A 23,722-nucleotide genomic window follows, 5' to 3' on the forward strand; every position below is an offset into this window, starting at 1 on the left:
GAGCCGGGCGCCCCGGCGGTGCCACCGCGCCGGGGCCTTCGGGCCGAGGGTCGGCAGGCATCGGAAGCCGCCGCGGCCGGGCCCGGCGAAGGACCGCCGAGACCGACCGGCGCCGGGGCCTGCGGGGCCGCCGGGACCGGGCGCGGGGCCCGCAGGAGGCGGTGCAGGCGCGCGGCGCGGCGGTCAGCGGACGACGCCCTCCGCGCTGCCCGTCGCCGTGTCCTTCGTGGCCTCCGCCGGGATCGGCTGGTCGAGCCGCAGCGCCGACCACACCTGCTGCGCCTGGGTCTCGACCGGCACGACCCTGTTGCGGTCGACCGTGTCGTACACCACGGGCAGCGTGATCATCTGCACCTCGTCCGCGTCGAGTCCCGCCAGCCCGCTCGCGAAGTCCACGAGTTCCGAGACGCTGTCGAGCCCCGAATCGGGTTTGACGGCCTTCGTCGCGGCGTCGGCGAGCCCCCACAGCTTGGCGGGGCTGGTGAAGACCCCCACCCGCTGCACCTGCTCCATGAGCGCCTTCATGTAGGCGTGCTGCAGCTGGATGCGGCCCAGGTCGCTGCCTTCGCCGACGCCCTTGCGGGTGCGGACCAGGGCGAGGGACTGCTCGCCGTCCAGGGTGTGCGTGCCCGCGGGCAGGTCCAGGTGGCTGCTGCCGTCCTTGATGGGCCGTGTCGTGGTGACCTCGACGCCGCCGAGCTCGTCGATGAGCTTCCGGAAGCCGGTGAAGTCGACCTCGACGTAGTGGTCCATGCGGATCCCCGACATCTGCTCGACCGTCTTCACGGCGCAGGCGGGCCCGCCGACCTCGTAGGCGGTGTTGAACATGGCGCGGTAGGCGGCGGGGACCGGCTCGCCGTCCCGGCCGGTGCACTCGGGGCGGGTGATGAGCGTGTCCCGCGGGATGGACACGACGCTGGCCGCCGTGCGTCCGTCGTGGACGTGCACGACCATCGCCGTGTCGGAGCGGGAGGAGCCGCCGTCGTCGCGGCCGTACGCGGCGTTGTCGCCGGCGCGGGAGTCGGATCCGAGGACGAGGATGTCCAGGGAGCCGTCGTCGGTGTTCTCCGGCCGGTCGTCGCCGAGCTGCGTGCTGATGTCGACGGTCCGGATGTTCCCGTCGAGCTTCAGGTACGCCGCACCGAGCACGGCCGCTCCGGCGAGGAGCAGACCGACCGCGGTCCATGTGGCGGCGTTGCGTCCGCGCCGCCGCGCCGCGGACTCGTCGTGGGGGCGGCCCGTCCCGTCTATTCGGCCGCCCGCGTCCTGTTCGCCCATGGTCTCCTCGGTTTCTGCCGCTCCGGCTTCAGGTCAGACGGCCGAGGGGCGCAAAGGGTTGCACGGGACGCACTGTGCCCACTGTGCGTGGGCACAGTGGGCACAGGGCGCGTACGGTCGCTGTCGGGGCCGGGCGTGCGACCGGCGCTGCCGCCGGTCGCCGCACCCGGAGCCGGTCAGGTGATGATGGCGAACGCGTTCCAGCCGCTGCTGCCGATCGTGTGGCGGCTGCGGAACGGCTGGGTGGGCGAGTTGCGGCTCGGGTACAGGTACAGCTTGCCGTCGCTGTCGCGGACCACCATGTCGGACGCACCGTCGCCGGTGACGTCGCCGGGGCCGACGTACGCGGTGAAGTTCCACCCCGTGCCGATCTGCACCCGCTGGTTGCTCAGCGGCGCGTTGGCCACGCCGCGGCCGACGTACAGCCACATGCGGCCCTGGGCGTCACGGGCGAGGACGTCGGGGACGCCGTCGCTCGTGTAGTCGCCGTGCCCCGCGATCGTGTAGCCGGTCCAGCCGGAACCGCCCTGGATACGGCTCATGAAGGTGCCGTCGCCGCGCCCGGGGTACACCCACAGGGCGCCCGCGGAGTCGACCGTCACCAGGTCGGACCAGCCGTCCCCGCTGACGTCCCCGGGGACGAGGATGGCGCGGAAGCCGCTCCAGCCGGAGCCGATCCGGGTCTCCACCCAGTCGTACACCTCCGTCCCGGCGTCCCACTGCCAGCGCGACCAGTACAGGTCGCCGCCGGCGCGGAAGACGAAGTCCTGGTTGGCGTCCGCGTTCAGGTCGGCCTGGCGGACCAGGTCGACGCCGTCCCAGAAGCCCGAGAACTCGGCGGCGCCCAGGCTGGTGCCCTGCGAGGCGTAGGTGTAGCCCTCGGCGTTGTCCTTGCGGACGGCGACGATGTCGGCCTTGTTGTCGTCGGTGAAGTTCGCGTCGTCGGCCTGCTGGCCGATGGCGCCGGCGAAGGTGGAGACCTTGGCGTACATGCTGTACGCACCCGCCTCGATGCAGTCCTCGACGCCCCACGACACGATGCCGGCGATGCGGCCGCCCACGATGAGCGGGCCTCCGGAGTCGCCGTTGCACGGGCTGACCGTGGTGGCGTCGGTGCCGCCCGCGGGCTCCCCGGCGCAGAACATCTCGCCGGGCACGAAGTTGGCGGCACCGGCCGGGAAGCTGGTGCACGCGGAGTCCGCCTGGATGGGCAGGTCGGCCCGCTTCAGGGTCTGGGAGCCCTCGGAGCCGGGGGCGCCGCTGGTGCGGCCCCAGCCGTAGACCGTGGCCGTGGTACCCGCGGCGTACGACGCGGTGTCGTTGGGCGTCACGGTCCGCAGCGGCTTGTGCGGCATGGGCCGGTCGAGCGTCAGCACGGCGATGTCGTTGCGGATGTCGCCGTCGTAGGACGGGTGGACCCACTGCCGCTTGACCAGCGCGGGCGTGCCGCCGTGCCAGTTGGGCTCGCCGCCCACGCCGTCGGAGGCCGCCTGGGTGGCACCGGCGACCGCGATGCCCTGCTGGGTCCAGTCGACACCGGCGACGCAGTGCGCGGCGGTGAGGACCTTGGCGGGGCCGATCAGCACGCCGCCGCAGAAGAAGTTGTCCCCGGTGGCGGGGTCGAAGCCGTACAGCTGCGTCATCCACGGCGCCTCGCCGAACGGGGCGTCGACGCCGCCGATGACCTTCGGGTCGGCGGTGGTGGAGGAGCCGGACGGCGACGGGGAGGCCGTCGCGGACGGCTGCTCCCCGGCCGGGGCGGGGGCGGCGCTGCGCGCGCCGTCCGCCTTGCGGTCGCCGGCGGAACCGGCCTCCTGCTTCAGGAACTTCTTCGCCTGGGCGGCGATTTCGGCGCTGGACGGCACCGTCAGGGTCTGCCGCTTCCCGGGCTGGTGCGGCTCGTCGGCCGCGTAGGCGGGTGAGGCGGACAGGCCGGCGCCGCCGACCGCGAGTGCGGTGAACAGCGCCGGGAGGACGAATCGGGTCCTCGGCCGGGGAGATGACACTCACTACCCCCATCGTCATGGACGTACGGCGGCCCGTGGCAGGGCGCCGTACGGAAAGGAAGTGGGGGTCGGAACAGGCAGCTGCCACCCGCCGTGCGCCGCGCGTGCACAGCGGCGCGCCGCGAGCCGCACGGAGACGTGCGGCTCGCAAGAACGGCAGGCGTATAGAAAATACGTTCCCCCCCACCAGGTGGCTTGATCTTACACAGGTTCCGCACAGACCACTGCGCCCCGTCGGACATTCGACGGGGCGCAGTGGTCAGGGCCTCGGCCGGCGGGTGCCGGCCCTCGGCCGTCAGTCGTTGTTGCCCGAGGACGGCGTCGTCTTCTGGATCTGCATCAGGAACTCGGCGTTCGACTTGTGCTGCTTCATCTTGTCGAGGAGCAGCTCGACCGCCTGCTGCTGGTCGAGGGCGTGCAGCACCCGGCGCAGCTTCCACACGATGGCGAGCTCGTCGTTGCCGAGCAGGATCTCCTCCTTGCGGGTGCCGGACGCGTCGACGTCCACCGCGGGGAAGATGCGCTTGTCGGCGAGCTTCCGGTCGAGCTTGAGCTCCATGTTGCCGGTGCCCTTGAACTCCTCGAAGATCACCTCGTCCATGCGCGAGCCGGTGTCGACCAGCGCGGTGGCCAGGATGGTCAGCGAGCCGCCGTCCTCGATGTTCCGCGCGGCACCGAAGAAGCGCTTCGGCGGGTACAGCGCGGTCGAGTCGACACCACCGGACAGGATGCGGCCGGAGGCGGGGGCCGCGAGGTTGTACGCACGGCCCAGGCGGGTGATGGAGTCCAGCAGGACGACCACGTCGTGGCCCAGCTCCACGAGGCGCTTGGCGCGCTCGATGGCCAGCTCGGCGACGGTGGTGTGGTCCTCGGCCGGGCGGTCGAAGGTCGAGGAGATGACCTCGCCCTTCACCGACCGCTGCATGTCGGTGACCTCTTCGGGACGCTCGTCGACGAGGACGACCATCAGGTGGCACTCGGGGTTGTTGTGGGTGATCGCGTTGGCGACCGCCTGCATGATCATGGTCTTGCCGGTCTTCGGCGGGGCCACGATCAGACCGCGCTGGCCCTTGCCGATCGGCGACACGAGGTCGATGATCCGCGTGGTCAGCACGCCCGGGTCGGTCTCCAGGCGGAGCCGGTCCTGCGGGTACAGCGGGGTGAGCTTGTTGAACTCGGGGCGGCCGCGTCCGGAGTCGGCGGCCATGCCGTTGGCCGAGTCGAGGCGGACCAGCGCGTTGAACTTCTCGCGGCGCTCGCCCTCCTTCGGCTGGCGCACGGCACCCGTGATGTGGTCGCCCTTGCGCAGCCCGTACTTGCGGACCTGGGCGAGCGACACGTACACGTCGTTCGGGCCCGGCAGGTAGCCGGAGGTCCGGATGAACGCGTAGTTGTCGAGGATGTCGAGGATGCCCGCGACGGGGATCAGGACATCGTCCTCGGAGACCTGCGGCTCGCCCGGGCCGAACTCGTCGCGGCCGCGGCGGCCCCGGCGGTCGCGGTAGCGGCCGCGGCGGCCCCGGCGGCCGCCGTCGAAGTCGTCGTCGCCCTGCGGCCCGGCCTGGCCGCCCTGGCCGCCCTGGGGGCCTGCTGGCGCTGGCCGCCGCCCTGCTGGTCGTCGCCCTTGCGGTCACGGCGGTCGCGGTCCCGGTCCCGGTCGCGGTCGCGGTCGCGCTGGCGGTCGCGGCGGTCGCGGCGCTCACGGCGGCCGCCCTCGGCGGTCTCGACGCCCTCCGCGGCCTTGCTCTCGGACTGCCCCTCGGGACGGTCGGCGCGGGTGTCGGTCCGGGCCTCCGTACGGACGTCCGTACGGGCCTCCGCGGCCGCCTCGGCGCCGTCGGGCGTGCCGGCGGGCGCGGTGGCCCGGCGCCGGCGGCGGGCGCCGGCGGTCTCCTCGACCGCGGGCTGGGGCTCGCGGGCGGCGGCCTTGGTGGGCTGGCCGGGGATGTCGATGTGCTGCTGGACGCCCTGGTCGGCCTGGGCGGCGCGGCCCGCGGACTCGGCGCCCTCGGCCTGGTCGGCCTTGTCGGCCTTCGCGGCCTTGGCGCCGGTGCCGGCCGCCTCGCCGGTCTTGGCGCCGGCCTCGTCGCCCGTACGGGTACGGGAGGTGGTGCGGCGCTTCGGCTTGGCCTCGGCGGCGTCGGCGCTCTTGGCGGCGGGTGCGCCCCCGGCGGCCTGCGCCTCCTTGATGACCTCGATCAGCTGGCTCTTGCGCATGCGCGCGGTGCCCCTGATGCCGAGGCCGGACGCGACCTGCTGCAGCTCGGCCAGGACCATGCCTTCGAGGCCGGTGCCGGAGCGGCGGCGCCGTGTGGTGGTGCCAGAGGCAGCACCCGCGGCGGGCGCGGGGGTGTCGACAGACTTGTCGGCAGTCACGCCCATCAGATCGGTGGTGTCGCTCACGAAGGGTCCTTCCCTGGAGCGGACGTCGGCCTTCTGGCTCGGCGACCGGTTGTGCTGTCCGGCCTCGGTCCCTGATGTCGACCGTGCCGGGGCGGTGGTCCCGCCGGGTGCGGCGGGAGGAGAGATAAACGTGCGTGGTCCGACCCGAGGCCCCCTGCTCGGCCCTCTTCCCGGGAAAAGCGAGGGGTGACGCGCGCCGGTTCCGGAGCGTGCTCGAAACTGCTCAGGCAGGCTGCTCAGGCAGTTGGGGAGGAGGCTCCCGGAAGAATGGTGGTCCCTGACGGGGACACGCAGCACCGCGCCTTGAAGACGTCGGGTGCAGACTTGAGGTTAACACTACCGGCTCCAACAAACATTCCCCCTCTCCCACACCGGCAATCCGCTGCTCCCGGCATTCCCCGGATCCGGGGACCCTCCGGGAGGGCGTCTGGCGGTGCTGTGCGTTCACGCGCCGGCATGGTGCGCTGTCGCGGTCGTCCTACGCGGTGAGCGGCAGCACGCTCGCTCCGGCGGTGTCGAGACCGAGCCGGTTGGCGGCCCAGCCCTCCCCCGCCAGCAGCGCGACCTTCTCCGCCGCGCCGTCCTCGGCCAGTGCGAGCACCGTGGGGCCCGCACCGGAGATGACCGCGGGCACACCGTCGGCCCGCAGTCGGTTCACCAGGGCGATGCTCTCCGGCATCGCCGGCGCCCGGTACTCCTGGTGGAGGCGGTCCTCCGTCGCGGCGAGCAGCAGCTCGGGGCGCCTGGTGAGGGCCTCGACGAGCAGTGCGGCGCGCCCCGCGTTGGCCGCGGCGTCCACATGGGGGACGGTCCGGGGCAGCAGCCCCCTCGCCGTCTCTGTGAGTACCGGCTTTCCGGGTACGAAAACCACCGGAACGATGGAACGCGCGGGCTCCATCCTGATGGCGCGCGCGGCGCCGTTCTCGGTCCAGGCCGCGGTGAAGCCGCCGAGCAGGCAGGCGGCGGCGTTGTCGGGGTGGCCCTCGATCTCGGTGGCGAGTTCCAGCAGCGCGGCGTCGTCGAGCCGGCTCTCGCCGCCTATGGTCACGGCGCGGGCGGCGACGATGCCGGCGCAGATCGCGGCGGAGGAGGAGCCGAGCCCGCGGCCGTGCGGGATGCGGTTGGCGCAGACGACCTCAAGGCCGCGGGGCTGGCCGCCGAGCAGGTCGAAGGCGGTGCGCAGGGACCGTACGAGGAGGTGGCTCTCGTCGCGCGGCAGGGTGTCGGCGCCCTCGCCGGCGATGTCGATGTGCAGCCCGGAGTCGGCGACCCGGACGACGACGTCGTCGTACAGCCCCAGGGCCAGGCCGAGGGCGTCGAAGCCGGGGCCGAGGTTGGCGCTGGTGGCGGGGACGCGCACCCGGACGGCGGCGGCGCGGAACGCGGGACCGGCCATCGCTCGTTGACTCTCCTTGATCTGGACCTGCGGGGGTGACCTGCGGGGCGGGGATGGGCGGGGGTGGGGTCTCACGGACTTCCGGCCGACGCGCGAGGCCCGGTGGCCGTCCCGGAGGGGCCGTGGGCCGCTTCGGCGTCGCGGAAAGCGCCGTCACCCGCGCATGGGCGGCGCGGTGGGCTCGGTACAGCCTATCGAAGGAAGGTTCTGCCGCGACATAGGGCGCACAGGAGGCGCACGATGCGTGTCGTATGCCCTCCTGTGCTCCTGCCGCGGGCGCGGGGAGCAGGACGGCGCGGGACGCGGCCGGGGCCGGCCCGCGCCGCGCCCTCAGGCGAGGCCGAGGCGCTCCGCGGCGGCCGCGGCGTCGACCGGGACGGTGACCGGCTGCGGGGCGCCGGCGACGGCCCAGTCCGGGTCCTTCAGCCCGTTCCCGGTGACCGTGCAGACGATCGTCTGGCCCGGGTCGACCTTGCCCTGCTCCGCGGCCTTCAGCAGGCCGGCGACGGACGCGGCGGACGCGGGCTCGACGAAGACGCCCTCCTGCGCGGCCAACAGCCGGTAGGCGCGCAGGATCTCACGGTCCGTCACCTCGTCGATGAAGCCGCCGGACTCGTCGCGGGCCGCCAGGGCGTAGTCCCAGGAGGCCGGGTTGCCGATGCGGATGGCGGTGGCGATGGTGGACGGGTCCTTGACGACCTCGCCGCGCACCAGGGGCGCGGAGCCGGAGGCCTGGAAGCCCCACATGCGCGGGGTGCGGGTGGCGGCGCCGTCGGCCGCGTACTCGCGGTAGCCCTTCCAGTACGCGGTGATGTTGCCCGCGTTGCCGACCGGCAGGACGTGGATGTCGGGGGCGTCGCCGAGCATGTCCACGATCTCGAACGCGGCGGTCTTCTGGCCCTCGATCCGCACCGGGTTGACGGAATTGACCAGCGCCACGGGGTAGTTGTCGGACAGGGCGCGGGCCAGCGTCAGGCAGTCGTCGAAGTTCCCGTCCACCTGGAGGATCTTCGCGCCGTGGACGAGCGCCTGGCCCATCTTGCCGAGCGCGATCTTGCCCTGCGGCACGAGCACCGCGGAGACCATTCCGGCCCGCACCGCGTAAGCGGCCGCGGAAGCGGAGGTGTTGCCGGTGGAGGCGCAGATGACGGCCTTCGCGCCCTCCTCCTTGGCCTTGCTGATGGCCATGGTCATCCCGCGGTCCTTGAAGGACCCGGTGGGGTTCGCACCCTCGACCTTCAGGTGGACGGCGCAGCCGGTGCGCTCGGAGAGGACCTGGGCCGGGACGAGCGGCGTACCACCCTCACGCAGCGTCACGACCGGCGTGGTGTCCGTGACCGGAAGGCGGTCCCGGTACTCCTCGATGATGCCGCGCCACTGGTGGGTGCCGTTGCTGGTCATGGGTCCTACTCCCCTTCAACACGCATGATGCTGGCGACACCGCGCACGGTGTCGAGCTGACGCAGTGCCTCGACGGTCCCGGAGAGGGCGGCGTCGGGCGCGCGGTGGGTGACGACGACGAGGGATGCCTCTCCGTCCTTGCCCTGCTGGGTGACGGTGTCGATCGACACCCCGTGCTCAGCGAAGACGGTGGCGACCTGGGCGAGGACGCCCGGCTTGTCGGCCACGTCGAGGCTGATGTGGTACCGCGTGACGACCTCGCCCATGGCGCTCACGGGCAGCTGGGTGTACGCGGAGTCGCCGGGTCCCGTCGCGCCGCCCCGGCGGTTGCGGCACACGGCGACGAGGTCGCCGAGCACGGCCGAGGCGGTCGGCGAACCGCCGGCGCCCGGGCCGTAGAACATGAGCTGCCCGGCGGCCTCGGACTCGACGAACACGGCGTTGTAGGCGCCGCGCACGGAGGCCAGCGGGTGGCTGAGGGGGATCATCGCGGGGTGCACGCGCGCGGTGACGGACCCGCCGTCGGCGGCGCGCTCGCAGATGGCGAGCAGCTTGATGGTGCAGCCCATGCGTTTCGCGGAGGCGAAGTCGGCGGCGGTGACCTCGGTCATGCCCTCGCGGTAGACGTCGTCGAGCCGTACGCGCGTGTGGAAGGCGATGCCGGCGAGGATCGCGGCCTTGGCGGCGGCGTCGAAGCCCTCGACGTCGGCGGTCGGGTCGGCCTCGGCGTACCCGAGCGCGGTGGCCTCGTCGAGGGCCTCGGAGTAGCCCGCACCGGAGGTGTCCATCTTGTCGAGGATGAAGTTGGTGGTGCCGTTCACGATGCCGAGCACCCGGTTCACCTTGTCGCCGGCGAGGGACTCGCGCAGCGGCCGGATGAGCGGGATGGCGCCGGCGACGGCCGCCTCGTAGTACAGGTCCCGGCCGTGCTCCTCGGCGGCCGCGTGCAGGGCGGCTCCGTCCTGGGCGAGCAGGGCCTTGTTGGCGGAGACGACGGAGGCGCCGTGCGCGAACGCGGTGGTGATGAGCGTCCTGGCCGGCTCGACACCGCCGATCACCTCGACCACGACGTCGATGTCCCCGCGTTTGACGAGGGCCATGGCGTCGGTGGTGACGAGCTCCGGGTCGATGCCCTCGCGGACCTTGGAGGGCCGGCGCACGGCGACCCCGGCGAGCTCGACGGGGGCGCCGATGCGGGCGGCGAGGTCGTCGGCGTGCGTCGTCATGATGCGCGCCACCTCGGAGCCGACCACTCCACAGCCCAGCAGCGCCACCTTCAGCGGACGCGTACGCATCATCCGACCTCGTTTCCGTTCCTGCTTCGTATTTCTACGGTGGTCCAGTCTCACTCACCGGACGGGAGTTTCTATCCCCCGTCCGGATCCTGAGACATCTATTTCATCAGCCGACATCGAGAGACAGAAGATCTTCCTCTGTCTCCCGACGTACGATCACCCGCGCCGCGCCGTCCTTGACGGCGATGACGGGCGGGCGCAGAGCGTGGTTGTAGTTGCTGGCCATGGACCGGCAGTAGGCGCCGGTGGCCGGCACGGCGACGAGGTCCCCCGGCGCGATGTCCGCCGGCAGGAACGCGTCCCGCACGACGATGTCGCCGCTCTCGCAGTGCTTGCCGACGACCCGGGTGAGCATCGGCTCGGCGTCGGAGGTGCGGGACACGAGGGCGACGCTGTACTCGGCGTCGTACAGCGCGGTCCGGATGTTGTCCGACATGCCGCCGTCGACGGAGACGTACGTGCGCAGCCCCTCCAGCGCCTTGACGGTGCCCACCTCGTACAGCGTGAAGGCCGTGGGCCCGACGATGGCCCGGCCGGGCTCCACGGAGATCCGGGGCGTGGCCAGCCCGGCGGCCTCGCACTCCCGCGAGACGATCTCGCTGAGGGCCTTGGCGATCTCGTGGGGCTCGCGCGGGTCGTCGTCGGAGGTGTACGCGATGCCCAGCCCGCCCCCGAGGTCGATCTCGGGCAGCTCGACGCCGTGCTCGTCGCGGACCATGGCCAGCAGCGAGACCACCCGCCGCGCGGCGACCTCGAACCCGGCCATGTCGAAGATCTGCGACCCGATGTGCGAGTGGATGCCGACCAGTTCGAGGGAGTCCAGCTGGAGCACCCGCCGCACGGCCTCGGCGGCCTGCCCGCCGGCGAGGGCGATGCCGAACTTCTGGTCCTCGTGGGCGGTGGCGATGAACTCGTGCGTGTGCGCCTCGACGCCGACCGTCACCCGGATCTGCACGCGCTGGCGCCTGCCGAGGGACTGGGCGACGTGCGCCACCCGCACGATCTCCTGGAAGGAGTCGAGCACGATCCGCCCGACACCCGCCTCCACGGCCCGCCGGATCTCGTCCATGCTCTTGTTGTTGCCGTGGAAGGCGATGCGCTCCGCCGGCATGCCCGCGGACAGTGCCGTGGCCAGCTCGCCCCCGGAGCACACGTCCAGGTTCAGCCCCTCCTCCCGCAGCCAGCGCACGACGGCCCGCGAGAGGAACGCCTTCCCCGCGTAGAAGACGTCGGCGTCCTTGCCGAAGGCGTCGGCCCAGGCACGGCAGCGGGCCCGGAAGTCGTCCTCGTCGAGGACGTACGCGGGCGTCCCGAACTCCTCGGCGAGGGAGCCGACATCGATGCCGCCCACGGTGACGGCCCCGGTGCCGTCCCGCCGGACGGTCCTGGCCCACACCTTCTCGTCGAGGCGGTTCAGGTCGGCGGGCGGCGGGCTGTAGTGGCCCTCGGGCAGCACGTCGGCGTGGCGGGGCCCGGCGGGGTGTGCGGAACGGCTCATGGCTGTCTGGCTTCCTCAGAGGTGTTCGGGGGCGCGGATGCCGAGCAGGGACAGGCCGCCGGCCAGCACCGTCCCGGCGGCTTCGGCGAGCGCGAGCCGGGAGCGGTGGGCGGCCGTGGGTTTCTGGTCCCCGCGGGGCAGCACGGCGTGCTGGAACCCGAGGAACGCGTCGGCGACGACCTCCAGGTGCCGGGCGACCCGGTCGGGCGCGCGGTGCCGGGCCGCGCCGAGGAGGACGAGGGGGTGGTCCGCGAGGGCGTGCACGAGGCGGGCGGCCTCGCCGTTCCCGCTGTCGCGGCCGCTGCCGCTGCCGTGACGGTCACCGTCCACGCCGCCGTGACGACCGCCGTCCGCACCGCCGTGACGGCCACTGTCCGGGCCGACGTCCGGGCCGCCGTGAGGGCTGCCGTGAGGGCTGCCTGCGCCGCCCGGCCCCTCGAATGAGGCGTGGAACCCCAGATCCCGGGCGTTGCGCTGCAGGGCGCGGGCCCGGGAGTGGGCGTACCGCACCAGGAAGAAGGGGTTGTCCTCGGTCTGCCGCAGCAGCGCGCCCGGCTCCGGCACGCGGTCGTGGCGGGCGGGCCGGAGCAGCGCCCACCGCCCCGCGTCAGGCCCGAGGGCGGCGAGGACGTCGTAGTGGGCGGCCCGCACGGCGAGCCGCTCCCCGCGAGCGGCGTACCGGACGCGCCCGCCCTGCGACCGCACCAGCGCGGCGACCGCGTCGCCGACGACCCGCTCCCGCTCCTCGCCCCGGAGGGCGGTGCCGTACTCCGCACCGAAGAGGTGCAGGTCTTCGTCGCGCAGGGCGTCACCGTGCCCGTAAGCGGGCCCCTGCGCGAGGATCCTGCGCACGAGGGCCCGGTCGGCGTCGCCGCGGGCGGCGGAACGGAGCGTGAGGTTCAGGAACCCGGGCCCGGTGATGTCGACGCGCGCAATGCCCGGCTCGTCCAGCAGCCGCTCCCGCAGCACCTCGGCGACCCGCCGGGGCGGCAGGCCGGCACCGCGGGCGAGCTGCAGCGCGGCGTTGGTGGCCCAGTCCCCGCACCCACCGGGCCGCGGCCGCTCGACAACCACGCGCGGCGGCACCTCGACCTCCCGCAGCGCACCCTCGCCCACCGCGCGGCGCACGGCGTGCAGCACGGTGTGGGAGAGATCCGCGGGGGTCACGGGACAAGCGTAGGCGAGGAGGGGGGTGGCCACGCGAACCGGTTCCGCGATACGAACACCCCGGCGCACCCCGCCTCACCTCGGCCGCCGCGGTGAGGTCCGCCGTGGGGTCGCTCCGGGCCCTGCTGTGCGGGTACGTCCCGGGCTTGCCTGTGGGGGCAGGACCCGGGCCGTGCTGTGGGGGTAGGCCCCGGGTTGAGTCCCCCTGTGGAGGTACGTCGGGGCTCCGCTGTGGGGGTACGCCCCGGGCTGCCGCCGACACCCGCACGACCGCGGGTGCCGCGCCCCGGGCTGCCGCCGACACCCCTACGACCGCGGGTGCCGCGCCCCGGGCGCTCCCCGGCAGCACGGCGACGGCCCAGCCGGCCTCCGCGCCGCCCCCGCCTCACCCGAGAGGGGTGTCCGGCCGGCCCCGGCTCCGCCGCTTCAGCCCCGGGTACTGCCCGCCCGGCCTGCCCCGTGGCATCCGTCCATGGGCGGCGTGACGAGCCCGCGCACGACCCGCACCAGCTCGCCGGGCTCGAAGGGCTTGGCGAGGAAGGCGTCGACGCACACGTCGTCGGCCTGCACTTCGTCCTGTGCGCAGGCGCTGATCAGCACGACAGGCACATGCCGCGTCCGCGCGTCACCACGCAGGAGAGCGGCGGTCCGGAGCCCGCCCAGCCGGGGCATGACGACATCGAGGGTGACGAGGTCGGGCCGCACGTCATGGATCACTTCAAGACACTCGGCACCATCGGCCGCGGTCACGACCTCGAAGCCCTCCAGCTCAAGGTTGACCCTGATCAACTGCCGGATGACCCGGTTGTCGTCCACAACCAGCACCCGCCCGGACGCGCCTGACACAACTAGAGAGTAGGTCCCCGCCCACCCCTGCGTCCGGGTTTTCGCCACTTCCACCCCCACCAGGCGACCACACGCCACCCGACCACGGGAAATACCTGTTCACAGGCACCCGCCGAGAGCTGGTAGTGTTCTTCCCGTCGCCGCGAGCAGCAGCGACGAAGCCCCCGTAGCTCAGGGGATAGAGCAACGGCCTCCGGAGCCGTGTGCGCAGGTTCGAATCCTGCCGGGGGCACTTCGCAGGAAGTGCCCGAAGACCCCGCCATCAGCGGAAACGCTGAGGTCGGGGTCTTTGTTTGTTCTCTGCAGGTGACCACCGGCCACGGACAGGCCGCGTGTACCCCCGGACGGGCTCGACGCGCGGCCGGCCTGCGGCCGGCGGCTACTCGGGGGCTGCCGTGTCTGCCGCCTTCGGACAGGCTCGGTTCCCTATCCACCTCGGCGCCCGCGCCGACGGCACATCTGAACCCCGGCGCTCGGTGCGGCATGCAGCCCCGCTGAGACCACGCAGCGGGGGCGCCCCTGTGGGGGCCTCCCTCGGTTCGGCGACGGGGAAGACGGCGGGAGGTTGCTGATCCCGGGTTCGTACGGGCCCGGAGGTGCGCGCGGGAGCGGTCCGAGGGGTACGCGTGCGCCTACAGGCGGACGCGGCGCTTGCCGGACATGCCGTATGCGTCGGACGAGCCGAAGGAGTCCTCTGACGCACCGCCCATCTGCTGACTCATCCACACCGGCGTGACGCCTGGTGCCCGCTGCCTGTTCCGCCTCGCGGCCGGCTTCCTGGGCGGTCCGTCCGCCACTTCCGTCCTTGCTTTGACCGCTGCAGCCCCCCACCCCGGGGCAGACGGCCCTCACGCCCGCTGCGGCCCATGCGAGGAGTCGCCCACGGCCGGCGAAGCGATGGGTACCGGCGTCTCGGGCGCTGTTCTCGATGAAGCTCGTTCACCGACCGATGCCCCTCCTCGCCGGTCGTACGGTCCTGCCGTTGCTCACAGCCGGGATGCATCCGCCCGCCCCGACCCCTCCGGGACTCGGGACCCGGGTCTGCGTCGGCGGATCCGCCGCGCCCGCATTTCTCGCCCTGGACCCCTGGCTACCGGGCATGCCGGACCGTTGGGCCAAGCCCCCACCTGCAACTTGGCCGTCGGCATGCAACTTTCTCGCGCCCCCTGCGGATCGGTGGCCTGCCGTACGCGTTACGCCCCCCGCCGCTTGACCACCCACGAGACCGTGCGGCCCCGGAAGCCCCGTCCAGAACGGGCAACCGCCTGTCGGCGTCGTGCGGTTGTGAGACAGGGGCAGCAGGCTGCCCACTTCCACGCAGCACCTCTCAAGGCCGTGGAGCCCTGCACGACGCACACCACCCTCCTCCTCTGCACACCCCTGCCGGCCTGCCGCGCCCCCACCAGAGAGCGCAGCGCACCGAGGAGGATGCAAGGTGGGATTGGCGCTGCGCATCGTCCATGTCGACATCCGGGTCATCGGTGTCGACCCGCGCAGCGGAGGTCGTCGGCATCTCCCCGTCACCCCCTCACGGGCTGGGAAGCCCCAAGCTCCGCACGGACACAGCCAGCGACAGCCGCAGAGCCGAGGCGCTACAGCCTCCGCTCGGGCGCTTGGCCGCGGAGTGCCGGTTGCAGGCCGGCCGCTCCTGTCGTCGGCGAACGGGGACGAGTCGACACCCTGATCTCCGGTCTCATCGAGATCCCCCTACCCGACGGACTATTGATCAGAAACGGTTTGGGTTCTGGGTCGTTGGGTGGGTGTGAGCGATCTGGTGGGGGACGCGCGGCATCTGTCGCCGTCGGCGCAGGAGGCCCTGCGGCTGCGGGCGGTGGCCGCTCTGATGGCGGGGCGGGACCGCGAGGACGTGGCGGCAGTGTTCGGGGTGTCGCTGAAGGCGGTCGACGGCTGGTGGGCGAAGTGGCAGGCCGGTGGTCGGGAGGCCCTGGTCATGCGTCCTCGGGGTAAGCCGGTCGGTGTGCACCAGGTGCTCGGGGAGGCCGAGCAGGCCGCGGTGCGGCAGGCGGTCCTGGACCACCGGCCGTGTGACGTGGGGCTTTCCGGTCAGCTGTGGACACGGCGGCTGGTGGGCGAGCTGATCGCGAAGCTGTACCGGGTGCGGCTGACCGAGGTGGGGGTGGGCAAGTATTTGAAGCGATGGGGGCTGTCCTTCCAGCGCCCGGACAAGCGGGCCGTCGAGCAGGACCCCGAGGCCGTCCGGCGCTGGCATGAAGAGACCTGGCCGAAGATCCGCGTGCAGGCGAAGAAAGACGGCGGCGAGATCCTCTTCGCCGACCAGGTCGGCATCCGATCCGACCAGGTCACCGGCCGCACCTGGGGTGAGAAGGGGAAGACGCCCGTCGTGCGGCGGAGCGGGAACCGGTTCTCCGTGAACGCGATGTCGGCGATCAGCACCAAGGGCCGGATGCACTTCATGGTCTTCACCGAGTCCTTCACCGCCGAAGTGATGTGCCGCTTCCTGGGCCGGCTCGCCGGCCACTTCGACCACAAGGTCCACCTCGTGGTCGACGGTCACTCCGCGCACCGCTCGAAGAAGGTCCGCGACTGGCTCGCCGCCCACCCCGATGATGTAGAGCTGCACTTCCTGCCCCCGTACTCGCCCGAGCTGAACCCCGACGAGCTGGTCAACGCCGACCTCAAGCACAGCCTGCCCAAGCAGCACCGGGCCCGCGACCAGGCCGAACTCGCTGCCGAAACCCGCCGCTTCTTCCGCAGGCGTCAGCGTCAGCCGCACATCGTCCGCGGCTACTTCGGTGGCCCACACGTCCGCTACGTCATGGACGAGAACCCCATGAGTTTCTGATCAATACGTGTGCCCCATTCAGGAGCAGACCGTGACCACCCCTCCCTTTTCGCGCATCCACTGCTCGAGGTCAGCGCCACCGATTGCCCTCACCCCTCCGCCAGTCGAGACTTCAACCGGGCCGAAGATCGACCCCGTGAAACCCTCCAGAATCACATGCTCGTCCAGTCTGACTCTGAATGAATTCTGCATCGCTGCTGCACCGGTCAGATCAGCTCCGCAGAGGTTGACGTCCAACAGGGAAGCGCCCATGAGCTGTGCACCACGGAAGCTCGCACCCGATGCGTCGACGCCATAGAGAGAGGCCTTGCCGAAGTCTGCGCCGTCAAGAACAGCTGCCTTCATGACGGCGTCATCAAGATTGCATCGTACGAAGGAGGCACCCGTCAGGTCAGCCCCGGAAAGGTCGGCCCCTTGCATGTCAGCGCGATAGAGGTCCACCTCCTTGAGTGCCACGCCCGCCGACGTGGCGCCGCTGAACCAGGATGCAGAGAAGTCGCCTCCAGTAAGATCGGCACCCCTGAAATCGAGGCCCACTGCGTCGAGGCCCCCTTCCCCTTCCCGTAGCCAATCCTGCAGTCGGTGAGCGGCTTCTGGGTCACGGGGGAACACGTGCGGCGTCCAACCTTTACGGGCATCAGGTGACATCGTCTTCCCTGGCGTTCCTTTCGGTACTCGGCTTGCCGGAGGCCAACCCTGGTGGGGCCACCGTGTCCGCGGTGGCCGCCCCTCGGCAGGGCCGTGCCCGGACCATCGATGCCGCCGACTCCGGCGCCACCACATCAACCGCTTCTGTGCGGTGTCGTGTTGCTCGTACCGCCACCCGCCATGCCGTGTGGCGGTACGCGTCCGTCGTCAGGCGTGTTGTCCGTGCCGTGGCCCTGGGGCGCGGTCCGGGCAGGTCTTCTGCCCTGGGCACTTCGCGGGAGATGCCCAGGGCCCCAGGGCCCCGATACGAACGGAAGTCTGTGGGGGCTTCTTGCATGCGCGGCCGTTCGACGGCAGCCGCGGTCTCTCCGCGGCCTGCGCCGGGGAGCGTCGCGGGTGGCAGCCCGGCGATGTCGACAGTCCACACGCGCTGCCGGGCAGCCGGACGTCCGTGCCCCTCCTGCCTGGCAGCCCGCCGGTCGGAGTGCAGCGGTCGGAGCGCGGAACGGCCCCGGCACCGGATGGTCGGCACCGCTGCCGGCTGGTCGCCTCCAGGCTGCCTGAGCGAGCTTGTCGCCGCCACCCGGGTGCCCGCACGGCCGTGACGACCGCAGAGAAGGGTTTCCCGCCGCGTACCGTTGCGGGCCATGCGCTCGGTACACCCGACTCCGGGCACAGGCCCTAGCTGTGTTGTCCCGGGACGTTGGTGACACGCGTGCTGGGTGCTTGAACGGGTGAGGGCCTTCTGGTTTCGGTGTGGATTGCGACATCTACCGCCGACTGCCAGGAGGCCCTCGTGTCCCACCGTAATGCCCCGCTGACCCCGACCGGCAGGCTGCGTCCGGCCCGGTGTGTCGTGGATGACGGATGGCCGCTGCGGCGGGCCGCGGAACGCTTCAGGTCAGCCACACCACAGCCGCACGCTGGGCGAGCCGCTACCGGCAGCTGGGCCCGGCCGGGATGCACGACCGCTCCAGCCGCCCTCACCACAGCCCGCGCCGAACGCCGGCAGCCGTCGAGGAGCAGGTCGTGCGGTTGCGGCGCGAGCACCGCATCGGACCGGTGCGGCTGGCCGCCCGCTGCGGCATCGCCGCCTCCACCGCCCACCGCATCCTCGTCCGGCACCACCTGCCCGCCCTGACCATGCTGGACCGGGCCACCGGCGAACCCGTCCGCCGCTACGAACGCTCCCGGCCCGGCGAACTGCTCCACATCGACGTCAAGAAACTCGGCCGCATCCCCGACGGCGGCGGCCACAAGTTCCTCGGCCGGCCGGCCGGCCGGGTCAACCAGGACCGCCGCAACGGCACCGGATACGCCTACCTGCACACCGCCCTGGACGACCACTCCCGCCTCGCCTACACCGAGGACCTGCCCGACGAGAAGGCCGCCACCTGTGCGGCCTTCCTGCGACGGGCAACAGCCTGGTTCGCCCACCAGGGCATCACCATCGAGCGGGTCCTGACCGACAACGCCTGGGCCTACACCAAGAACACCTGGCGCCAGACCTGCCACGAGCTGGGTATCAGCCCTCGCTGGACCCGGCCCTGGCGGCCGCAGACCAACGGCAAGATCGAACGCTTCCACCGCACCCTGCTCGACGAATGGGCCTACATCCGGCCCTACACATCAGACCGCGAACGGCAGGCAGCGTTCCCCGACTGGCTGGACTGGTACAACTACCACCGACCCCACACCGGCATCGGCGGCCACCCACCAGCCAGCCGCGGCACCAACCTGTCCGGACAACACACCTACCGGCATCCTTTCGGCTGGCGGCGTTGACCTGGACCGGCCGACGGCACAGCCGAGGCGCGACGACCGGCGGCTGCGGCCAGGCACGACCGGCAAGGGCACGTCGCCCCGGGGGCCGGCACCGGTCAGGATTCCCCTTGCGGATCGTCGTCGACCGGACGCCGGGCCTTCGCGAGCGCAACCGTGTGGAGGAACCAGGCCAGGACACCGCGGAGCTCCTCGCCATGCTCGGCGAAAACCTCCAGGGGGAACGAAGGCCGGAGGTCGAGCTTCGCCTCCGCGAGGTCGATACCCTCGATCGCGTTCAGGCGCGCCATCAGCCCGCGACGCGGCAGCTCGTCGTCGAAGGGCGGGCGGCGCTTCAGGTACTGGAAGACCACCTCGACCGTTCCCGTCACCGGGTAGAGGGCGAACGGCCACAGGGAACGGGCGCGGCCGGCGTCTTGATACAGGGTCGGGAAGCAACTGGTCTCGTACTTCTTGCCGTAGTCGAGTGAGCCGCCCTGCTCCTCCCAGAACCGAAGGGAGGCGAGCACCCCCTCCACGGTGGCCGGTGTCTGGTTGCCGCGCAGTAGAGCCTCGAAGCGCTCGGCTGCGGTCTCCCCCTCCCCCTCGGCGCGCTCGCTGACCAGTTCCGGTGTCTCCTGCTCGACGTCGTCCTTGCCGATGAGAGCGGCCAGGTCGCCTGCGGTGAGCCGGTGGGAGCGTCGGGCGCGGCCGGACTCGTCGAAGCGGACGCCCTCGCTCTCCAGGACCTCTCGGGGGCCGGGCCTCCCCTCCTGCCCAACCGGCCAGCGGAAGCCGGGTGCCACCTTGCCGTCGGCCAGCAGCACACGATGCGCCCCGTGCAGTGCGGGCCTGGCGCTCACATGGCTCCCGACCCCCATGGCGGAGGTACCGATGAGGGCGGCGAGATCGCCGTAGGTCGTCCACGTGCCCTTCGGCATGTTCATGAGGGCCTGACGGAGCTCGGCCCAGCCCGTCCATTCGGCGTCGGTGCTCACCGGACCGTCGAGGGGACCCGGCCACAGCTTCACGGCCAGGTCGCTGAGCTCCTCTGCGCGCGAGAGGATCTCCGCCCGTCCCCAGCGCTTCTGGTCGGCGATCCGCTGGTTCATCCGCAGCGCGCTGGACTCGAGGATCTGCTGCTTGCGACGGAAGGGGTGGTTGGAGAGTCGGGCGTTGTCACCCGACAGAGTGAGGTTGCCGAGGGTGTGGACCAACTGACCGTGCAGCTCCTCCGGGCTCTCGCCCTCCCCGGCCTCCTCCGCGAGGAGGTCGAACCACTGCTGCGCGGGCTGCTGCGGGAGTACGTGTTCCACGGTCAGCGTCGCCTTGGCGTAGTCGACCGGTTCGCTGGCGGCGTAGCTCTCCTCGAACCGGCGCAGGATCTCGAAACGCTGGTTGGAGCGTCCCGACTTGTAGAAGGGACGGTCGCGGATCGACTCACGGACCACCGCGTCGGAGGGCCAGACCCTGGTGCCGGTCTTGGCTGACAGCGCACGTCGGACCGCGTCGGCGAGCGGCCGCCCGCTCTCCATCTCCTTCTCCACCTCCTTGGGCAGCTCCATGAACGTGCGGTTGTTCCCCGTGGTGGAGTTGCCCGCGAGCAGGCGCCGCACCACGTAACTCTCGGCGTAGGAGAGGGCTGTGGCCGCTTCCTCCGGGTCGCAGCCGTCCTCGTCCACCCGGTCGAGCAGGAGCAGCGCCAGCGGGTAGTGGGTGTGGCCGCCCCAGCGGGACAGCCGCTCCAGTGCTTCCCGCAGGCCCGCGTGGTGCTCGCGGTGCGGCTCGACGACGCGCATCAGGCGGCCGGCGCGCACATACAGCCGGGCGATCTCGGCCTCCAGGGCGTGCTCGTCCGAACTCAGCGGTTCCAGACGCCTTCTCTGGTCGCGGTAGATTTCGCTCTGCTTGGCTCGGCTGTCGCCCCCGACGACCAGGTCGAGCCAGACGAGGAGCTCCAGCCTCGCCGGCCCCAGGAGCTCCTGCATCGGGAGCCACAGGTTCCGGTAGACGGTCTCCCCGCGCTTGGGCAAGCACATGAAGAGGTAGTTGCGCAGCAGGTCGCTCTGGCTCAGCCCGACACCTGTGTTGTTGATGGACTCGAAGATCCGGTAGACGTTGTCGCCCTCGGCGGCAGTGATCGAGACGATGGACAGGAAGTCGCGGAGGACGGACTCCACGGCGCTGACCCACTCTTCACCACCGCTCTCCTCCCCGGCGGTCAGGGCCGCAAGGAAGAACCGGTACGCCCCGCCGACGTTGCCTGGACCGCCCGCCGTGGGAAGCGAGTCAACGCAGGCGACGTATGCGTCACGGTCGGCCTGGGTCGGCAGCAGACGGTAGTGGTCATGCCCCTCCTGGTAGCGGTTGACCAGGATGAGGTCGTGGATACGCGCCGCCTTCTGCTCTCGGCCCTGAGCCCTGTGGCGGTCGCGCAGCGCGGTGAAGGCGAGCATCAACGTGGTCATCCGCTGTTGTCCGTCCACCACAAGCCAGCGCTGCATGCCCCCGGCCGCGACGCGTTCGGGAGCCAGCACCACCGACCCGAGGAAGTGCGCGGCCGGGTCTTCACCCCCCAGCCTGTCCTCGACGAGGACCAGGACGTCGTCCCACAGCTGCCGCAGTTCGTCACGCTGCCAGGTGTAGGTGCGCTGGTACAACGGGACTTGGAACTGGGCCTCGCCGTGGACCAGCTTGCTGAACGTCGTCTCCTGGGCGTGCACGTACGTCCCCTCCCCGAGGCCTGCCCGTCAGGCCCGCCATTGTGCCGTACCTCGGTACGTTGATCAGCGGAATCGACGGCCGTAGGGCTTGCGCGCTCACGGCGACCGCTGATGTCCGCAGGGCTCCCGGCTGGAGTTCCTGATGCCATCAATCACCACCTGATATGCGCTACACGCACCAAGGGGCCACCGGGCGCTTGTTTTCGGCGCTCCTTCCCGCGGGGCCCTTGGTCCACCTGCGATGGCTGGCAGGATCGCATGCTGTTCTGAAGCGCTGAGAGTGTTCCGCACCTGCTGACGGGTGGTCCCATTCTGCGTCGCCTCGGCGCCATGACCTCAATCGCACGCCGCTCTCATCCCAGGTGTCAACCTCGCGGAGAGAGGCCAGGGCACCGTCGAAAAACCTGCGCGATTTCAAGGCCCCGTTGGGGTGCCACTCCCGAAATTCACCCACCGCTGGGCCTTCCTGGACGAACCCTTCGGAGCGTGGCGTCCCATCCTGATACCACTCACGTGACCATCCGTCCCGGACTCCGCGCTGCATTCGTCGGGAATGATCAGATGCCCGTTCTGATATTCAGCCACTTCCCCAAGGGAAAGGTCTCCGCGATAGAGCATGTGCTGGGAGTCGCCATGCCGACACCCGGATCATCGACGTCAATGCGCGGTACAGAACTCATCAGGGAGTCCTCTTCTCTGCGCTGAGGGAGGGGGAGGTCGTGGTCCTGCCGTGAGGGATGGGCATCTCCTGGAGCATCTGTTTGCAGTTCAGGCACAGGCGAGCCACCCTGTCAACTGGCCGACGCAGCTGTTCATTCCGCCCTGCAAGATCTCGGAAAAACCATCGCGAATCACCTATTGATCAGAAACGGTTTGGGTTCTGGGTCGTTGGGTGGGTGTGAGCGATCTGGTGGGGGACGCGCGGCATCTGTCGCCGTCGGCGCAGGAGGCCCTGCGGCTGCGGGCGGTGGCCGCTCTGATGGCGGGGCGGGACCGCGAGGACGTGGCGGCAGTGTTCGGGGTGTCGCTGAAGGCGGTCGACGGCTGGTGGGCGAAGTGGCAGGCCGGTGGTCGGGAGGCCCTGGTCATGCGTCCTCGGGGTAAGCCGGTCGGTGTGCACCAGGTGCTCGGGGAGGCCGAGCAGGCCGCGGTGCGGCAGGCGGTCCTGGACCACCGGCCGTGTGACGTGGGGCTTTCCGGTCAGCTGTGGACACGGCGGCTGGTGGGCGAGCTGATCGCGAAGCTGTACCGGGTGCGGCTGACCGAGGTGGGGGTGGGCAAGTATTTGAAGCGATGGGGGCTGTCCTTCCAGCGCCCGGACAAGCGGGCCGTCGAGCAGGACCCCGAGGCCGTCCGGCGCTGGCATGAAGAGACCTGGCCGAAGATCCGCGTGCAGGCGAAGAAAGACGGCGGCGAGATCCTCTTCGCCGACCAGGTCGGCATCCGATCCGACCAGGTCACCGGCCGCACCTGGGGTGAGAAGGGGAAGACGCCCGTCGTGCGGCGGAGCGGGAACCGGTTCTCCGTGAACGCGATGTCGGCGATCAGCACCAAGGGCCGGATGCACTTCATGGTCTTCACCGAGTCCTTCACCGCCGAAGTGATGTGCCGCTTCCTGGGCCGGCTCGCCGGCCACTTCGACCACAAGGTCCACCTCGTGGTCGACGGTCACTCCGCGCACCGCTCGAAGAAGGTCCGCGACTGGCTCGCCGCCCACCCCGATGATGTAGAGCTGCACTTCCTGCCCCCGTACTCGCCCGAGCTGAACCCCGACGAGCTGGTCAACGCCGACCTCAAGCACAGCCTGCCCAAGCAGCACCGGGCCCGCGACCAGGCCGAACTCGCTGCCGAAACCCGCCGCTTCTTCCGCAGGCGTCAGCGTCAGCCGCACATCGTCCGCGGCTACTTCGGTGGCCCACACGTCCGCTACGTCATGGACGAGAACCCCATGAGTTTCTGATCAATAGTGATCACGGCTGCCCCTCCGGAGTGAATCTGGCGCCAGGCGGAATGATCACAACCTCGTCGTCCACGTGTACGACGAACTGAACGTTCTCCTTGCCGTATACCTCCGCCAGAGCGCTGCTCGGTTCGCATGGCTCCATGGTCGGCCATGGAATCCCTGACATCCGCCACGAATGTCTTGAAATCAGTGCCAGACTCCCCGAACTGCTTGAGGTCTAACACAGGGCAGCATTCGCAGCTTCTTCCACCACTGAAAACGCCAGCCCCACATTGCTGCGCGAATACCTCGGCAGTCCACACATCCGCCGCATTCTCGACGAGGGAAGCCCTTGAGTTTGCCGGTCCTCCAGCGGAAGGCTCCACGGCCGCCCCCTGCGCACCGCGTCCGTCCCCTCGCGCCGCAACACCGTCACCAGCTTCCGAAGCTTCCGAAGGCACGCGGGCTCAGCCCGGTGACGGGGCTACCCAGAAAGGCTCCGACGCCGTGATCACACCAGCGATACCAAGATCA

At 71.2% G+C, this 23,722-nt stretch carries 12 protein-coding genes, 1 tRNA gene and 3 pseudogenes; 4 read left to right on the forward strand and 12 right to left on the reverse strand.

Going from position 1 to position 23,722, the window contains the following annotated elements; translation table 11 throughout:
* Positions 1-183 precede the first annotated feature (183 nt).
* From L6E17_RS07255 to L6E17_RS07295, 9 genes and pseudogenes are all read right to left on the reverse strand, one after another.
* Positions 184-1,278 carry an LCP family protein gene (locus tag L6E17_RS07255; RefSeq protein ID WP_236239941.1) on the reverse strand — a complete coding sequence of 365 codons (1,095 nt, stop codon included), beginning with the start codon at positions 1,276-1,278 and terminating at the stop codon, positions 184-186.
* Between the two features lie 176 nt (positions 1,279-1,454).
* Positions 1,455-3,284: a trypsin-like serine protease gene (locus L6E17_RS07260; protein ID WP_236239942.1), complete on the reverse strand. Its 1,830-nt coding sequence runs from the start codon at positions 3,282-3,284 to the stop codon at positions 1,455-1,457.
* Between the two features lie 295 nt (positions 3,285-3,579).
* Positions 3,580-5,687: pseudogene (rho, locus tag L6E17_RS07265) on the reverse strand (transcription termination factor Rho).
* A 478-nt stretch (positions 5,688-6,165) separates the two neighbouring features.
* A complete protein-coding gene (gene thrB / locus L6E17_RS07270) occupies positions 6,166-7,083 on the reverse strand; it encodes a homoserine kinase (protein WP_236239943.1) in 918 nt (305 codons plus the stop codon).
* A 330-nt stretch (positions 7,084-7,413) separates the two neighbouring features.
* Positions 7,414-8,484 (reverse strand): threonine synthase, encoded by a 1,071-nt coding sequence (gene thrC, locus L6E17_RS07275; protein ID WP_236239944.1) that lies wholly within the window; start codon positions 8,482-8,484, stop codon positions 7,414-7,416.
* Between the two features lie 5 nt (positions 8,485-8,489).
* Positions 8,490-9,779, reverse strand: coding sequence for a homoserine dehydrogenase (locus L6E17_RS07280; RefSeq protein WP_236240389.1), 1,290 nt, complete (start codon positions 9,777-9,779; stop codon positions 8,490-8,492).
* Positions 9,780-9,885: 106 nt separating this feature from the next.
* Positions 9,886-11,277, reverse strand: a complete 1,392-nt coding sequence (gene lysA, locus L6E17_RS07285; protein ID WP_236239945.1) for a diaminopimelate decarboxylase — start codon at positions 11,275-11,277, stop codon at positions 9,886-9,888.
* Between the two features lie 15 nt (positions 11,278-11,292).
* Positions 11,293-12,444 carry an ArgS-related anticodon-binding protein NrtL gene (gene nrtL / locus L6E17_RS07290; RefSeq protein WP_236239946.1) on the reverse strand — a complete coding sequence of 384 codons (1,152 nt, stop codon included), beginning with the start codon at positions 12,442-12,444 and terminating at the stop codon, positions 11,293-11,295.
* Between the two features lie 426 nt (positions 12,445-12,870).
* Positions 12,871-13,290, reverse strand: coding sequence for a response regulator (locus L6E17_RS07295; RefSeq protein WP_308315839.1), 420 nt, complete (start codon positions 13,288-13,290; stop codon positions 12,871-12,873).
* Positions 13,291-13,450: 160 nt separating this feature from the next.
* Here L6E17_RS07295 and L6E17_RS07300 point away from each other — a divergent pair.
* Positions 13,451-13,522: transfer RNA gene (locus L6E17_RS07300), tRNA-Arg, on the forward strand.
* Between the two features lie 1,590 nt (positions 13,523-15,112).
* A complete protein-coding gene (locus L6E17_RS07305; RefSeq protein WP_236240391.1) occupies positions 15,113-16,114 on the forward strand; it encodes an IS630 family transposase in 1,002 nt (333 codons plus the stop codon).
* A gap of 18 nt (positions 16,115-16,132) precedes the next feature.
* On the opposite strand, the gene L6E17_RS07310 is transcribed toward L6E17_RS07305, so the two are convergent.
* Entirely contained in the window at positions 16,133-16,651 is a 519-nt protein-coding gene (locus tag L6E17_RS07310; protein WP_236239947.1) for a pentapeptide repeat-containing protein, read from the reverse strand.
* A 907-nt stretch (positions 16,652-17,558) separates the two neighbouring features.
* Between L6E17_RS07310 and L6E17_RS07315 the strand changes: the two are divergent.
* A pseudogene (locus L6E17_RS07315) lies at positions 17,559-18,547 on the forward strand (IS481 family transposase).
* Positions 18,548-18,642: 95 nt separating this feature from the next.
* Here the strand turns inward: L6E17_RS07315 and L6E17_RS07320 are convergent.
* Positions 18,643-21,246, reverse strand: coding sequence for a DUF262 domain-containing protein (locus L6E17_RS07320; protein ID WP_236239948.1), 2,604 nt, complete (start codon positions 21,244-21,246; stop codon positions 18,643-18,645).
* Between the two features lie 958 nt (positions 21,247-22,204).
* Between L6E17_RS07320 and L6E17_RS07325 the strand changes: the two genes are divergently transcribed.
* Positions 22,205-23,206: an IS630 family transposase gene (locus tag L6E17_RS07325; protein WP_236240391.1), complete on the forward strand. Its 1,002-nt coding sequence runs from the start codon at positions 22,205-22,207 to the stop codon at positions 23,204-23,206.
* Positions 23,207-23,549: 343 nt separating this feature from the next.
* Here the strand turns inward: L6E17_RS07325 and L6E17_RS07330 are convergent.
* Positions 23,550-23,712, reverse strand: a pseudogene (locus L6E17_RS07330) (IS5/IS1182 family transposase); the annotation flags it as partial.
* Between the last annotated feature and the right edge of the window lie 10 nt (positions 23,713-23,722).

Source organism: Streptomyces sp. CC228A, from assembly GCF_021390935.1.
Lineage (GTDB): Bacteria > Actinomycetota > Actinomycetes > Streptomycetales > Streptomycetaceae > Streptomyces.